Here is a 15,083-nt window from a genome sequence, read left to right as displayed (position 1 = left end):
ATAGAATTGATGTTTTCTTCATGATGGTTACCATAAATGGCGATCACTTGTCGTTATATATTTAGCACCATTTTTAACTGCGATATCAACTTCTTCTACCGTATTGATTAATCCACCTGCAATTACAGACGTGTTCGTTTCCTCGTTGATAATTTGTATTGCTTTAGTTGCAACTCCCGGTAATACTTCAACATAGTCTGGTTCTACACGTTTGATTAATTCAATACTTCTACGTAATGCATGACTATCTAATACAAAAACACGGAACACAGTCGTCGTATTCAATGCTTTGGCTTTGTTGATCACTTTAGTCTTAGTAGAGACAATACCTTTAGGATGATAATTTTGAATAATATATTCACAGGCAAATTCATCGTGACTCATGCCCTTAATTAAATCAATATGCATATATGTTTCAATGTGATGCTTATTTAATAAATCCATTATACTTTTAATATGACCAATATGTGTATCGAGCAATACGCATTCTTTATAATCTGTTTGCGTCATTTTTTCTAAATCTTTCATTGATCTAATTGCTGGTAAAATATATGGTTTCATCCACTTACCTCCTAGATAGTTCTTTTGAACAATCTTTCTAATTCGTAGTTTGAGAAATTAATAATAATTGGTCTACCATGTGGACAAGTAAAAGGATCTTCAGTTTCTCTCAATTGGTTGACTAGATCTGCCATTTCATTATTTTTTAAATAGTGATTTGCTTTAATTGATTTTTTGCAACTCATCATTATGGCAGCGTCTTCTCTAATTTTTTTTACATTTACTTTCTTATGCTCTAAAACATATTCAATCATATCTTTTATAATTTCTTCTGCTTCAGCTGTGGGAAACCAAACCGGATAACTATCTACAATATAGTCATTACCCCCAAATGGTTCAAGATGAACGCCTACTTTATCTAACTCTTCTTTGTGCTGATTAATAATCATTAATTCATCAGTTGAAAAGTGGAAAGTTAACGGAATTAACAAATTTTGAATTTCATTCGTCACTTCACCAATTTTCTCTCTAAAATATTCATATTTAATACGTTCTTGTGCCGCATGTTGATCAATCATATACATACCATTTTCATTTTGAGCGATAATGTATGTGCCATGAACTTGTCCGACCACTTCCATATAAGGCACACGACATGAAGGGTCTTTACTGACACTTCCTTTAATATCAGAATCTGAGTGATTGCTTATATCTGAATCAAAATCAGCTTCATTTATAAATTCAGATTGATTTTCATTTTCTAAATCATATAAAACAGATTTTTGCGTTTGGGTATAGTCATCATCACTATTAGGCGATGTAGAAACTGATGTGGTGTTTTCCTCTTTCAGTATATAATCTGTAGGTTCGTAATGAGTTTGACTGGAATGATATGCTTTGTCGTCATTCTTTTCATCTTCATCATGGCTATTTACAGGTTGTGAATGATTCTCTTGTTGTTGTTTCTTTTCAAAATCTAATTTCTGTTGCTCAAATTGATCCAACACTTTATTCTTTTTGGTAATTTTATCCATATCATTTTGCGGAATTAAAATACGATCTTTAAAAGCTTCACGTATTTTTTCAACTATTAAATTAAATAATTGATCCTCTTTGGACAGTCTTACTTCTAATTTAGTCGGATGAACGTTGACATCAACTAGAATTGGATCCATCTCAATATTGATATAGCATATTGGGTAACGACCTATCATGAGCAAGGTGTGATAACCTTCTAAAATGGCTTTATTTAACAAGAAATTTTTAATATATCTCCCATTGATAAAAATCGATATATAATGTTTGTTACTACGTGAATGTTCTGGTTTTGCAACAAAACCTTCTAAATGGTAATCGCTCGTGTCACCAGAAATATGCACTAAATCTTTTGCCACTTTCATACCATAAATTTCTGACATTACTTCATTTGTACGGCCCGAACCATTTGTTTTCATAATCGTTTTGCCATCTGATATTAATGAAATACGAATATCTGGATGACTCATTGCCATACGATTAACAATATCTGTAATTTTGCCTAATTCCGTATACAAACTCTTAATATATTTCAAACGCGCTGGCGTATTATAGAATAACGATTCTACTAAGATATCTGTACCACGTTTCGCTTTAGCAGGTTTTTGATCTAATATTTCACCATTTTCCACATAAATCTGTTGTCCTTCTTCATTATCTGTACATGTACTTAATGTAACCTTTGCTACTGAAGAGATACTTGCTAAAGCTTCACCTCGGAAACCGAGTGTACGTATATGGAATAAGTCATCATCTGCATCCAATTTACTCGTAGCATGTCTGTGGAAGACGAGGCCTAAATCGTCTATGTGGATACCTGTGCCATTATCCACAACTCGTATAGATGCTACGCCGGATTGTTCAACTTCTATATTGATTTCAGTCGCTTGGGCATCAATCGCATTTTCTAACAATTCCTTCACTACTGATCCAGGTCGTTCTACAACTTCGCCAGCAGCAATTTTATTCGCTAAGGATGTCTGTAGTTCTTTAATTTTACCCATATGACTTCACCTCTATTTCAATTGTTTTTGTAATTCACTTAGTTTTACTAATGCTTCAATTGGCGTCATATTTGATAAATTTAATGTTTTAATTTCATTTTCTATTTCACTTTGTTTTGCAGGTGAATCAAATAAATCAAAGGCAGCTTGCTCAAATTGTCCATCACTTTTTGCATGTTGTGTTGCAGCTGACTGTTCATTATCAACATAATACGTAGCTTTTGTTTCTGTCACTTCATCACTTGAAGCATTTAGATTTTTATCAGTAGGGATATCAACATGATTCATGGTATTCTTATTGTTTGTTTGATTATTCGATTGTTCAAATGCATCCAATATCACTTGCGCTCGGTTAATCACTTCCTCTGGTAAATGCGCTAATTTAGCTACTTGTATACCGTAACTATCATCTACGGCGCCATCTTTAACTTTGTGTAAGAAAATCAATTCACCATTGTATTCATTTGCAGCAACATGCACATTTTTCAAACATGCCAATGATTGATCTAGCGTAGTTAATTCATGATAATGTGTTGAGAATAAAGTCTTAGCATGCGACGTATGTGCGACATATTCAATCATTGCTTGAGCTAAAGCCAAACCATCGTATGTCGATGTACCCCTACCGATTTCATCAAATATGATTAAACTGTGTTCTGTAGCATGTGCAAGTGCTTTTTGAGCTTCTAACATTTCTACCATGAAAGTACTTTTCCCAGAAACTAAATCATCCGCTGCACCTATTCTAGTGAAAATCTGGTCAAACACAGGTAATATTGCCGATTCACACGGTACATAAGCACCCATTTGAGCCATGATACTAATAATTGCGACTTGTCTCATATATGTTGATTTACCCGACATATTAGGGCCAGTAATTAAATATATAAACGTTTCCTTATCTAATTCACAATCGTTAGGCACATAATCATTATGATCCATAACCCGTTCTACAACTGGGTGTCGTGAATTAACAAGTTCTAATGTCTTATCTTCACTAAAAGTCGGGCGAGCATAATTATATTTTTGAGCTATTTCAGCAAAACTCTGCAGGCAATCCAGTTCAGAGATTACTTTTGCTTGTTTTTGTAATCTTTCCGTATATGCTTTAATTTGTTCTCTAAGTTGCACAAACAATTGATATTCTAATTCAATAGCTTTATCTTCTGCACCTAAAATGATATCTTCTTTCTCTTTTAATTCATCGGTAATGAAACGTTCTGCATTTGAAAGTGTTTGCTTTCTATGATATCCAAATTCAGTGGGATCAAACCCTTGTAAATTAGCTCTAGTAATTTCTATGAAATAACCAAAAACCTTATTAAAACTAATTTTTAATGACTTAATTCCAGTTCGTTGTCTTTCTTTTGTTTGTAATTCTGCTAACCAATTTTTTCCATTTTTTGAAGCTTCTAAATAGCTATCAAGCGTTTCATTAAATCCAGTTTTAAATAAACCGCCTTCTTTAACTGAAATGGGTGGTTCTTCTTTTAAACTTTCTTCTAATAAATTAAGCAAATCATCTAGTGGTTCTAACGCCTCAAACTGTGCTGTCATTTGTTCATCAAAAGCTTGTAAGAGATTTTTTATATTGGGTATTTCTGAAATAGAATGTTTTAGCTGAATTAAATCACGTGCGTTAACATTGCCGTAACTCACACGACCAACTAGACGTTCAATATCATACACTTGATTTAAATAGCCTCTCAATGTATCTCTCTCAATAAAATGATTGATAAATTGATCTACTGTATCAAGACGTGATTCAATTTGCTTTTTTTGAATAAGCGGTCTATCGATCCATTGTTTTAAACGTCTGGCACCCATAGGTGTTTTCGTTTCATCCATTAGCCAAAGTAACGTTCCTTTTTTTGATTTTAAACGTATACTTTCTGTTAATTCAAGATTACGTTTTGCGTAAAAGTCCATTTTCATAAAGTCTACTGCTTCATATGTAATCACAGATTCAATATGAGAAAGATCTCTTTTTTGCGTATGATAAATATAATCTAATAATAATTGTGTTACGTGATATAAATGGCTATCATTCGTTGTATTAACATCATATTTTACATCAGAAATATCTGGAAGCACCGTGATAGTCTCTGTCGTTAGACTAATTTGTCGTTTTAGCGATTCACCAATGGCTTCTTTAACAACAATCTCATTTGGATTTATTGTCGTAATTTCATTAATTAAAGTTGCTTCATCTTCAAAATGAGTTACTTTTAATTCACCTGTTGAAACATCACAATAACTCAATGCATACATTGATGCACTTTGAATAAAACTCAGAATATAATTGTTTTGTTTTTCATCTACACCGCCTTGATCCATTACTGTACCAGGGGTGACAATACGAACAACTTCACGTCGAACCATGCCTTTAGTTTGTCTAGGGTCTTCCATTTGTTCACAAATGGCTACTTTATAACCGTTACTTATTAATGTCTCAATGTAGCCATCAGCTGAATGATATGGCACACCACACATTGGAATCGGGTCTTCTTTTTTTGCATCACGTTTTGTCAAAGTAATTTCTAGTACTCTCGATGCTACTTTAGCATCTTCAAAAAACATTTCATAGAAGTCACCCAATCTAAAAAACAATAGGCAATCTTGATATTGTGATTTTATTTTTAAATATTGCTGCATCATTGGGGTTTGGTTTGTCATAAATATATTTCACAATCCTTTTATTTTTCTTATTTTCACTTAGTTCATTGATTTAGTCATAGAAAGTAAGTTTTGTCTTTTTGCATCTCATCCTACATTGATTATAAGAGATGTACTTACATCTAATATCATTTTACTATCTCGTTATATTGTTTGAAATTTGTTTTAATAACCACACGATTTTCAGCTTTTCTAGCTAATTTAACTCTTAAATTTTAACATAAGTTTTCAATTTACGCCTGTTTATTAAATTTAAACATTTCTCATCATATTAAAAATTCAATGGGAGCGGGACAGAAATCAAATTTTCTAATAGAGATTTCATAATCCAACTCCCATATATAACAAAAGAGATTAAGACACTTTATTTTATCTTTAAGTAATAAATGACCTTAACGATTACAAGTTAACTTCATAAATTTACTTATTGATTAAAATAATATGTCTCAATCTCATAATAATAGTGTTTTATAAGTAGCGTTTTAAAATGCCTTTTCGCTTCAATATCATTAAAATGATATAACTAATAATTGCCCCAATTACACTTGAAACAATAAAAGCGAGCATTAATGGTTTAATTGCAAGATTTGAAAAACCAAGGACCCAAGCAAGTGGTATACACATGATGCTACCGATAATTCCAGTGCCAATCACTTCTCCCACAGCTGCCATAAATAGGTGCTTTCTATAATAATAAAAACCACTAGCGAGTAATACACCAATCATACTACCTGGAAAGGCAAAGAAACTACCGGTACCAAAAATCATGCGCAAGATTGATGAAATGAAAGCTTGAGCAAGTCCAAACCAAGGACCTACAAATACAGCGCAAAGTACGTTAATTAAATGCTGCATAGGTGCTGCTTTTATAGGGCCTAGTGGAATCACAATTATACTGCTTAACACAACATTTATAGCAATAAAAATTGCTGTTAATGTTAACTTTTTAGTCTTCATAGTGTTCAAACCCTTTCCATAAGTGCAATAAAAAATTGCTTATTCTTGGTGTTTATTTAATCTATCGGACATTGTGTGAATCATCATTTGTAATAAATCATTGGCTTCTGCTTGTGATTCTCTAAATTCTTCTACAATTGGCAGTATATTGATATCTTCTTCGATGTCTTGAATCTTTTCTTCCGAGGCCTGTAACGCATGTGTTTTACCGTAATTTTGCAAATTGACCGATTGCTTTTGATTTTTCTTTAATTCTTTCATTCGTTGTTCTAAATTTTCATTATGATGAATTTGTGATTCTACTTTATGATATTCTTTGACAGTATCTAGAGATTTAATACGTTCACTCAAACGTTCTGCTTCAGCTAAAATATCATCTTTTTCATACATTATTGTGTCACCACCGTTTTATCATTCACACTGATAAACGTGCCATTAAGTGAAAATTGTTTAGCTTCGTCAATATATACATTAACTATTTTTCCAATCATTGATTTAGGAGCTTTAAAATTCACTAATTTATTTTTTGAGGTATAACCAGATAAGACCGTATCATCTTTTTTACTTACACCTTCACATAATACTTGAACTGTTTGTCCTTCATATTGTTGCATTGCACGTTCAGAATAATACGCAACTTTTTTATTTAATTGCTGTAATCTATCTTTTTTTACATCCAATGGCACATTATCATTCATCTTAGCTGCAGGGGTGCCATCTCTTTGTGAGTATATATACGTATATGCGTGTTCAAACTCAACTTCGTCGTATAATGTTAAAGTTTCCTCAAACTGTTCATCTGTTTCATTTGGATAACCAACTATAATATCAGTTGTAAGTGCAACATTAGGAATATGTGTCTTAATTCTGTTAACGAGATCTAAATAACTTTCACGTGTATATTTACGTCCCATAATCTTAAGCACTGCATTATTACCAGATTGTACAGGAAGATGGACATGTGGCACAATATTTCCACCATTTGCAATGACTTCAATCATTCTGTCTGTGAAATCCCATGGATGACTCGTCGTAAATCTTACTCTCGGAATATCAATTTTTGAAATGTCTTCTAATAAATCTCCTAAACCATATGCTAAGCCATCAATATCTTTACCATAAGCATTAACATTTTGACCTAATAATGTGATTTCCTTATAGCCTTGGCGCGCTAAATCACGGACTTCATCTATGATATCTTCTGGTCGTCTGCTTCGCTCTTTACCTCTAGTAAAAGGCACTATACAGTATGTACAGAATTTGTCACAACCGTACATAATATTAACCCACGCTTTGATATTACCTTCTCTTACTTTAGGAAGATTTTCAATGACGTCTCCTTCTTTAGACCATACTTCAACAACCATTGCTTTTGAAAGATAAGCTTCTTCCAAAATTTCAGGTAAACGATGAATATTATGTGTTCCAAATATCATATCAACATTTTGATAAGATTTTAATATTTTATTGACCACAGACTCTTCCTGTGACATACAACCACATACACCAATGACCGTTTCAGGTTTTTCTTTTTTCAAATGTTTTAAATTACCTATTTCACTAAATACTTTATTCTCAGCGTTTTCTCGAATCGCACATGTATTAATTAATATAACATCTGCATGATTAATATCTTCCGTTGGTGTATAACCCAATGCTCCAAGTATGCCTGCCATGACTTCTGTATCATGCGCATTCATTTGACAACCATATGTTTTAATCAAAAATGTTTTGCCTTGTCCCATGTTTCGGTACTTTTCATCTATTTGAAAATCGTCATTATAATTAACTTCCTCCTTACCACGTTTTCGTGCTTCTTTTAAACTCGGGGGCTGATACACGTGTTCAAAATACTTGCTATAATCTTTAGTCTTTTTTTCACGTTCTGCTAAGATATCAATAGAAGTACTTTTTCTTTGTTCTTCATTCACTCTACAAAATCCTTTCTATATCATAAAAACTAAGAACAAGTAATTCAAAAGATTTCGCATCATTTTGTTTAACAACCTCGTAGTTCTAAGTTCTATAACTTTATCCATAATCATTATTACATTATATTAAATTTGAACACAAAGTGCAAAAAGACTTGTAAATAATTAAAGTCAACTTTTTTTGCAGTTAACCTTTATAAACAACTTTCATCATTCAATAAATGTGGCCGCGCTCAAAAATATAATCAAAAGTAGCCATGTCAGTATGAAATCAATGACTTTCAGCAATTAAAGTTTATAGATTAAGCAATACGAAGAAAATAAATTGAGCAGCTCTAGCTTGGGCTTACAAGTGCCAGAGCACTTGCATAAGTACCACTATCTCAATAAATTGAGAAGTATCAGCTTGGGTTTACAAGTGCCTTTGCACTTGCATAAGTACCACTATCTCAATAAATTGAGAAGTGGTTCTAAAAAAAAGTTTATTTATAAAATAAATCTGGCGCATACATAAATCTATATTTGAACTTTTTAAAGTTCATCATACTTCCCAGTCAGTGTCTCAATCGTTATCCCCTCAGGTACATGATAAAATTTAACCTGACTTATAATACTAGGAATTTCTAGTTCAACCATGCGATCATTTAATTTTTGAATTAATATTAAACATTCATTCATTTCACCTTGTACTGTTGTTTCTAATGGACCTACTCGGTACGTTAAACCTGCGTCATCTATTACTTTAATCGCTTCATCAACATATGGAATTACGTCTTCTCCGTTAGCAGTTTTAGGAATAATCTGAATACTCATTAATGTATCATTCATACTACGTCAACCCCTTAATTACTTTATATACTTTATATTTTAGCAAATTAAACATAATACGCACAGTTATTCGCGTGTTACTTTATTCAAAAACAAAATGAAAACTAATGTACAACAATGCAATTATCATTTCATCATGTGTACTCATGATGTACAGCTTTATAATCATCCAATATCTAAATTACTCGTACAAAAAAACTAAAGAACCTCAATTATTTATATGAGATCCTTTAGCTTTTTTTGTTTCAAACTGCCTATGAGCGCTTGCTCCGCTTCAATCATTAACTTATTAATTGGACAACTATCACCATGATTAAAACTATCTTCAAACAAGCTTTGTTTACCATCAATTGTTGTAATCACTTCATAGATTGTTACATCTTGCCACTTTAAACTTAATTGGTATCCACCTTTAGCACCGCTACTCGCTGAAATAACACCAACTTTAACTAATCTTGTTAAAATTTTTGACAAGTAAGTTGTAGAAATACCTAATGCTTTAGCAAGATCTTGTACCGGAATTCGTTGAACATCACCATTATTTTTAATCATAAATAATAACGCGTGTAACGCATAATTGGTCGCTCTAGAATATTTCATTTATCATCATCTTCCTATTATAGACATCTTGAATCTATAATAGCTTAAGTGTCCATTATTTACAAGCGTTACTACACCTTTTGTATCGCTTGAACGATTGCACTTGTAAAGTTATCCATAAACTGACTCCAATTACTTTGGTCTTCTCGGCTATGTTTATTATATTTTTGATTTTTAAAGCACAATTTTCTTAATCCCGAAGTTAATTCTAGCTGTACACCTTCACCTGTGCTACAACAATTGATAATATTATCATCGTGTGCACCAGACATATGTTTAGGCGCTTGATCTACTTTAATATCTAATTGCTCAAATTGTTCTTTTAATGCACGAATCAAACTTTCATCTTTGCCGCCCATATATACAATGCTATCATCACCCACGCAGCCATGAATTGCTACTGCGTGTGTCTTATTTTTGACCATTTCCATCATATCCGGTTGGTCATAATGACGAGAGGTTACGTGTAACGCTTCATTTCCTTTTGATTTTGTTCCTTTAAAAGTAAAATAATCAAAATCACCCTTTTGTGCTGTTAAATCAGCAATTTCCGTTGTACCAGGTTCAATCGCTCCACCATGAATCGCCGAAATAATAACTTGGCTATCTAAGTCGCGACGAACCACTGACCAATCACTATTTTCAGTCGTATATTCAGCCAATTCAGTCATTGATTTATATTTATCTGCCATAAATAAACACCCTTCATAGTTTCTATTCAACCTATTCCCTAACTTAAGCACTATTATCTTAAGATTTTGTAAAGTCGTACCTAATCATTTAATATTTTTAAAGCATTGGCAATTGCAGTGGAAAATGAAAACATTAACTGCGACCAATTCTCTCGATTCTCTCTATCATGTAAATTATATTTATTATTTTTAAAACATTGTTTCCTTAATGCCACAGTTAGTTCTAATTGTACACCTGCGTCACGTTTACCCTTATTTACAAAATTCTCTGTTTGCATTCCAGCTATATGTGCTGGAGCCGGTTTGACCTTTATGCCTATTTTTTGTAATTGTTGTGTAATTTCATAGGATAATTCTAAATCTTTACCTCCAATATAAACTGCTACATCATCACCCATACAACCATGTAATGATACTACAACTTCATGTGTCGGTACTAATTCATTAAGTATGGGCTCATCAAAATGCTTTGATGTAACATGAAGTTCATGATTTTTATTTTTCCTGATTCCTTTAAATGTATAAAAACTATAACCACCAATTTCACTAATTAATTGTGCAATTTCTGATGTGCCACGTTCAATAGCACCACCATGAACAGCTGTTATTAAACTTTTTGCAACACGCTCGTTATATAAAATTTGCCAATCTTTATGTTCTTCAGTGTGATCAATCAGTTCTGACATTGACATAAATTGATCTATCATAATGAATGTCCTCTCTATCGTGTAATGAAAATATGTACTACAAATCATGCTTAATCAAACATATAAAAAAACTGTCACATGCTCAATACGACAATCAATGCGTGCATGATTATTTCGTTAATAATGTGACAGTTCATTAGCTTATTTAGTTAAAAATATTTTATATAAATTGTTTCGTTAATGCCTCAAATTGTTCTTCATCGATATGAATGTCTTGTTTAGCTAAAGGTGTACCGTTCATTTCTTCAATTTGTGATTCATATGAAGGTGTTTCAGTATCTTGATAAACAATACCTTTTATTAATGAATTATATTCTAACACTTTTTGAGTGGCTTTTTGCTTATCTTTAATATCAAAATCTTCAATATCATCGATATTTGTTAAATTTTCTTTAAACCAATCATACGTATTCACTTTGTTATATGTTACACATGGAGAAAATACATTCACAAATGAGAAGCCATCATGATTAATTGCGTCCTCAATCATTTTTGTTAGTCCTTTAATGTCACTTGAAAAACCTTGCGCTACAAATGTTGCACCTGATGAAAGTGCTAACTCTAAAGGTGCTACATTTTGTTCAATATTTCCTTTTGGTGTAGATTTAGTAATAAATCCTTGAGCTGAAGAAGGTGACGTTTGACCTTTAGTTAAGCCATAAATTTGATTATCCATAACAATGTAAGTCATATTCATATTTCTACGTAATGCATGAATCGTATGACCCATACCAATGGCATAACCATCTCCATCACCACCAGAAGCAATAACCGTTAAATCTTTATTAGCCATTTTTACACCTTGTGCCAATGGTAATGAACGGCCATGTATACCATGAACGCCATATGAATTTACGTATCCTGATAAACGTCCAGAACAACCAATCCCCGTAATAATCGCTACTTCTTCCGGTTCTAAACCAACATTGGCTGCTGCCTTTTGAATGGCTGCTTGTACTGAAAAATCTCCGCAACCAGGACACCAGTTAGGTTTTACATTATTTCTAAAATCTTTAAATGTCGCCATTTATACCAACTCCTTTATTTCTTTAGCTATCTCAAGTCCATTAGCTTCAATTTCATGTGGTAAAAATGGTGTGCCATCGTATTTCGTTTGATTTACTAATTTATCACCTAAATTTACGTTCATTTTTAATATATTGGCAAGTTGACCTTGATAATTATGTTCAACTACAACGACTTTTGAAGCTTTGTCGACTTCTTTTTGAATCGTTTCACTAGGGAATGGATGCAATTGTCTAATTTGTATGTGGTTAACCTTAATATTTTGTGATTCTAATCTTGATTTACCCTCTTGAATTGCACCTTTAGTTGAAATAAATCCTAAATATAGTATGTCTGCTGTTTCATGTTGTACATCAGCTTCTACTGGATTTTGTATTAATAGGTTTTCTGTTTTACGCATACGTTTATCCATTTGCTGTTGTCTATTATCTGCAGCTTCACTCGTTTTTCCTTCTTCATTATGTTCAACACCTGTAACATGATGAATGCCGCCTTTTACCCCAGGAATAGGTCTTGGGGAAACACCACTTTCTGTTAATGCATAACGTTTAAAGTAAGTTTTGTCATTTTCTTCACGTTCTATATCGGATTGGATCACGTCACCACGATTGATTTCTATTTTATTATAGTCTAATTGTTCAACCGTTTGTTTACCTAATGAAAGTTGTAAATCACTTAATACTATGACTGGACATTGATATTGTTCAGCCAAATTAAAAGCTTCCATAGTTAAATAAAATGCATCTTCTGCATCAGTAGGCGCGACTACAATTTTAGGAATATCACCATGTGTACCGTAAATCATTTGCATTAAGTCTGATTGCTCTTGTTTCGTTGGCAATCCTGTTGAAGGGCCACCACGCTGTGTATTTATAACTACAAAAGGCGTTTCTGTCATACCTGATAAACCAATCGCTTCCATCATTAGCGATAGTCCTGGTCCCGCACTAGCAGTAAATGCACGTACACCTGCATAGTTTGAACCGATTGCCATGTTTGCTGCAGCAATCTCATCTTCAGTTTGTACAACTGTTCCGCCCACTTTTGGAAGATTTTCAATCATATATTCCATAATTTCTGAAGCTGGTGTTATTGGATAAGCCGCCATAAATCTTGATCCTGCTGATAACGCACCTAAACCAATGGCATCGTTACCAATCATATATAGATGTGGCTTTCCATCCGTTTTATCTAAGATAAAATCAGCATCAACGTTATTTAACTGTTCATTCATTAAACGATAACCTTCATTTAACGCCTCTATATTCAATTCTACAACCTTGTCACCTTTTTTAGTAAACATGTTTGTAATTAATGTTTCAAAATCTGAAATATCGAGGTCCATAACAGCACAAGTGGCACCAATCGCTACCATATTTTTCATCAATGCAGTACCTAATTCTTTAGCAGTTGCAGTAAATGGTAGGTCTATCAATTGAGCACGACAGTTGTCTGGTTTCTCTGGCTTTGCTTTACTATCTGCAATAATTACGCTGTCTTCACGCATTTCATGATGGTTTAATTCGATTGTTTCTTGATCAAATGCAATTAAGATATCTAAATCATCACTAATTGCATGCACTGGTGTCGTGGATACGCGTATTTTATTATTCGTGTGTCCGCCCATGATTCTACTTGAAAAATGACGATATCCATATAAGTAGTATCCTTTACGGTTCATAGCAGTAGCAAAGATTTCCCCAGTAGATTCAATACCTTCGCCTTGTTGACCGCCCACTTTCCATGATACTTGTGATTTCATATCATCTTGCCTCCTAGTGGTTATAATAATTCATTGTTCATCATACCAAAATAAACCACCCTATTACTATGTACAGAGTGGTACTTTTTTTAAATTCATACTAATGGACGATATTTTAAAAAGGATGATCGTCATTGATTAATACACGTTCAATGTGTGTTGTTCTTCCTTCTTTATTGATATCTATAATCACGCCCGATAATACACTGCGACCTTCATCTGGCACAACATGTCTTTGTGGCAAACTTGTAATAAAACGCGTAATCACCTCATGTCTATTTATACCTAATATACCATCATAAAAACCTGTCATACCAACATCCGTAATATAACCTGTCCCTCCTGGTAATATACGTTCATCCGAAGTTTGTATATGTGTGTGCGTGCCCACAACAGCACTTGCTCTACCATCAAGATACCAACCCATAGCATTTTTTTCAGATGTCGTTTCAGCGTGAAAATCTACGAATATATAATCCGTTTCTTTTTTTGCTTCGTTTATAAGCTCATCTGCCTTTTTAAAAGGATCATCAATATCTTGCATAAAAGCACGACCTTGCAAGTTGATGATAGCTAGCTTAATTTCATTTATTTGAATAAATCGCATACCTACGCCTGGTGCTTCTTCTGGAAAGTTAGCCGGTCTTACCATACGATTTGCTGAATCTATAAAATCATAAATTTGACGCTGACCATATGTGTGGTTACCCATCGTCATAAAATCTACGCCTTCTCTTAATAAATCTTTGTATATTTTTTCTGTCAGGCCTTTACCATGTGCCGCATTTTCAGCATTCACAATTGTAACTGTAGGACGATATGTCTGCTTCAGTCTTGATAAATATGTTGTAATGGCCTCGCGCCCTACTTTTCCTACAATATCCCCAATAAATAATAATCTCATTTACGTGTTCATCCTCTCTTAGTGTTAGTTTAATTCAATTTATTTACAATGAAAAGGTGCTGATGAAAATTTATTAAATTAGCTAAGTTTTAATTATAAAAATAGTGGTATAGATTATAGTAGTTAAGAGCTAATCCAAAATATAGGAGTTGGAAGTAATACATGTCAATTAATATCGATCCACAACATTTTGCTGACTTAGTTGTTACAGCAAATCCATCAAAAAGTGAAGATGCAGAAGACATAGCTAAAGAAAGTTTGGAGCTATATATCAATGCATACCGTTTAGCTGAAAGGTATGCCAATATCTCTACAAACTGTTATGATACTGCAGAAATAATTAAAGAAGTACAACAGGCAGATTTAGAGCTCACTTAAATTTTAATATGTTAATTACAATGAACTTGGATTATTAAATCCATATACATCATTGAGCGTATCGATAAACTGTATAAAAGTA

General features: G+C 33.0%; 13 protein-coding genes and 1 pseudogene. 1 reads left to right on the top strand and 13 read right to left on the bottom strand.

Annotated elements, in window-relative coordinates; translation table 11 throughout:
* Positions 1-27 precede the first annotated feature (27 nt).
* The 13 genes and pseudogenes from KA893_RS10165 to KA893_RS10105 all read right to left on the bottom strand — a co-directional run bounded on the left by KA893_RS10165 (position 28) and on the right by KA893_RS10105 (position 14,623).
* Entirely contained in the window at positions 28-561 is a 534-nt protein-coding gene (locus tag KA893_RS10165) for a glycerol-3-phosphate responsive antiterminator (RefSeq protein WP_002483421.1), read from the bottom strand.
* Positions 562-572: 11 nt separating this feature from the next.
* Positions 573-2,540 carry a DNA mismatch repair endonuclease MutL gene (gene mutL / locus KA893_RS10160; RefSeq protein ID WP_129334868.1) on the bottom strand — a complete coding sequence of 656 codons (1,968 nt, stop codon included), beginning with the start codon at positions 2,538-2,540 and terminating at the stop codon, positions 573-575.
* Positions 2,541-2,845: 305 nt separating this feature from the next.
* Positions 2,846-5,216 (bottom strand): annotated as a pseudogene (gene mutS / locus KA893_RS10155) (DNA mismatch repair protein MutS); the annotation flags it as partial.
* A gap of 468 nt (positions 5,217-5,684) precedes the next feature.
* The gene (gene thiW / locus KA893_RS10150; protein ID WP_002483424.1) at positions 5,685-6,173 is read right to left on the bottom strand and encodes an energy coupling factor transporter S component ThiW; all 489 of its coding nucleotides are present in this window, start codon (positions 6,171-6,173) and stop codon (positions 5,685-5,687) included.
* Positions 6,174-6,212: 39 nt separating this feature from the next.
* Complete coding sequence (locus KA893_RS10145; RefSeq protein WP_041080475.1) at positions 6,213-6,563, bottom strand: YlbF/YmcA family competence regulator; 351 nt, start codon at positions 6,561-6,563, stop codon at positions 6,213-6,215.
* Complete coding sequence (miaB, locus tag KA893_RS10140) at positions 6,563-8,104, bottom strand: tRNA (N6-isopentenyl adenosine(37)-C2)-methylthiotransferase MiaB (protein ID WP_002483426.1); 1,542 nt, start codon at positions 8,102-8,104, stop codon at positions 6,563-6,565. Before miaB ends, KA893_RS10145 begins: the two co-directional genes overlap by 1 nt.
* A gap of 531 nt (positions 8,105-8,635) precedes the next feature.
* On the bottom strand, positions 8,636-8,932 hold the full coding sequence (locus KA893_RS10135) for a thiamine-binding protein (protein ID WP_002483427.1): 297 nt from the start codon (positions 8,930-8,932) through the stop codon (positions 8,636-8,638).
* 216 nt (positions 8,933-9,148) lie between these two features.
* Positions 9,149-9,532, bottom strand: a complete 384-nt coding sequence (locus KA893_RS10130) for an RrF2 family transcriptional regulator (protein WP_129334867.1) — start codon at positions 9,530-9,532, stop codon at positions 9,149-9,151.
* 71 nt (positions 9,533-9,603) lie between these two features.
* Positions 9,604-10,224, bottom strand: coding sequence for a poly-gamma-glutamate hydrolase family protein (locus KA893_RS10125; protein ID WP_041080473.1), 621 nt, complete (start codon positions 10,222-10,224; stop codon positions 9,604-9,606).
* 80 nt (positions 10,225-10,304) lie between these two features.
* Complete coding sequence (locus tag KA893_RS10120; RefSeq protein ID WP_115347407.1) at positions 10,305-10,931, bottom strand: poly-gamma-glutamate hydrolase family protein; 627 nt, start codon at positions 10,929-10,931, stop codon at positions 10,305-10,307.
* A 160-nt stretch (positions 10,932-11,091) separates the two neighbouring features.
* The gene (locus KA893_RS10115) at positions 11,092-11,958 is read right to left on the bottom strand and encodes a 2-oxoacid:ferredoxin oxidoreductase subunit beta (protein ID WP_129334866.1); all 867 of its coding nucleotides are present in this window, start codon (positions 11,956-11,958) and stop codon (positions 11,092-11,094) included.
* The gene (locus KA893_RS10110) at positions 11,959-13,719 is read right to left on the bottom strand and encodes a 2-oxoacid:acceptor oxidoreductase subunit alpha (protein WP_069825861.1); all 1,761 of its coding nucleotides are present in this window, start codon (positions 13,717-13,719) and stop codon (positions 11,959-11,961) included.
* Positions 13,720-13,834: 115 nt separating this feature from the next.
* Positions 13,835-14,623: a TIGR00282 family metallophosphoesterase gene (locus tag KA893_RS10105; protein ID WP_002483433.1), complete on the bottom strand. Its 789-nt coding sequence runs from the start codon at positions 14,621-14,623 to the stop codon at positions 13,835-13,837.
* Between the two features lie 162 nt (positions 14,624-14,785).
* On the opposite strand from KA893_RS10105, the gene KA893_RS10100 reads away from it, so the two are divergent.
* Positions 14,786-15,001 carry a hypothetical protein gene (locus KA893_RS10100; protein ID WP_002483434.1) on the top strand — a complete coding sequence of 72 codons (216 nt, stop codon included), beginning with the start codon at positions 14,786-14,788 and terminating at the stop codon, positions 14,999-15,001.
* The last annotated feature ends 82 nt before the right edge of the window (positions 15,002-15,083 follow it).

It is taken from the genome of Staphylococcus sp. GDY8P126P (assembly GCF_017891965.1).
Taxonomy (GTDB): domain Bacteria; phylum Bacillota; class Bacilli; order Staphylococcales; family Staphylococcaceae; genus Staphylococcus; species Staphylococcus saprophyticus.
Note: the sequence above shows the minus strand (reverse complement) of the source record. Positions and strands in the feature narration are given on the sequence as shown.

Excerpts from the sequence above, each read along its gene's own strand:
- KA893_RS10115 (WP_129334866.1), bottom strand. The coding sequence starts at position 11,958 with ATGGCGACATTTAAAGATTTTAGAAATAATGTAAAACCTAACTGGTGT.
- KA893_RS10135 (WP_002483427.1), bottom strand. The coding sequence starts at position 8,932 with ATGAATGATACATTAATGAGTATTCAGATTATTCCTAAAACTGCTAAC.
- KA893_RS10110 (WP_069825861.1), bottom strand. The coding sequence starts at position 13,719 with ATGAAATCACAAGTATCATGGAAAGTGGGCGGTCAACAAGGCGAAGGT.
- thiW (WP_002483424.1), bottom strand. The coding sequence starts at position 6,173 with ATGAAGACTAAAAAGTTAACATTAACAGCAATTTTTATTGCTATAAAT.
- mutL (WP_129334868.1), bottom strand. The coding sequence starts at position 2,540 with ATGGGTAAAATTAAAGAACTACAGACATCCTTAGCGAATAAAATTGCT.
- KA893_RS10120 (WP_115347407.1), bottom strand. The coding sequence starts at position 10,931 with ATGATAGATCAATTTATGTCAATGTCAGAACTGATTGATCACACTGAA.
- KA893_RS10100 (WP_002483434.1), top strand. The coding sequence starts at position 14,786 with ATGTCAATTAATATCGATCCACAACATTTTGCTGACTTAGTTGTTACA.
- KA893_RS10125 (WP_041080473.1), bottom strand. The coding sequence starts at position 10,224 with ATGGCAGATAAATATAAATCAATGACTGAATTGGCTGAATATACGACT.
- KA893_RS10165 (WP_002483421.1), bottom strand. The coding sequence starts at position 561 with ATGAAACCATATATTTTACCAGCAATTAGATCAATGAAAGATTTAGAA.
- KA893_RS10105 (WP_002483433.1), bottom strand. The coding sequence starts at position 14,623 with ATGAGATTATTATTTATTGGGGATATTGTAGGAAAAGTAGGGCGCGAG.
- KA893_RS10145 (WP_041080475.1), bottom strand. The coding sequence starts at position 6,563 with ATGTATGAAAAAGATGATATTTTAGCTGAAGCAGAACGTTTGAGTGAA.
- KA893_RS10130 (WP_129334867.1), bottom strand. The coding sequence starts at position 9,532 with ATGAAATATTCTAGAGCGACCAATTATGCGTTACACGCGTTATTATTT.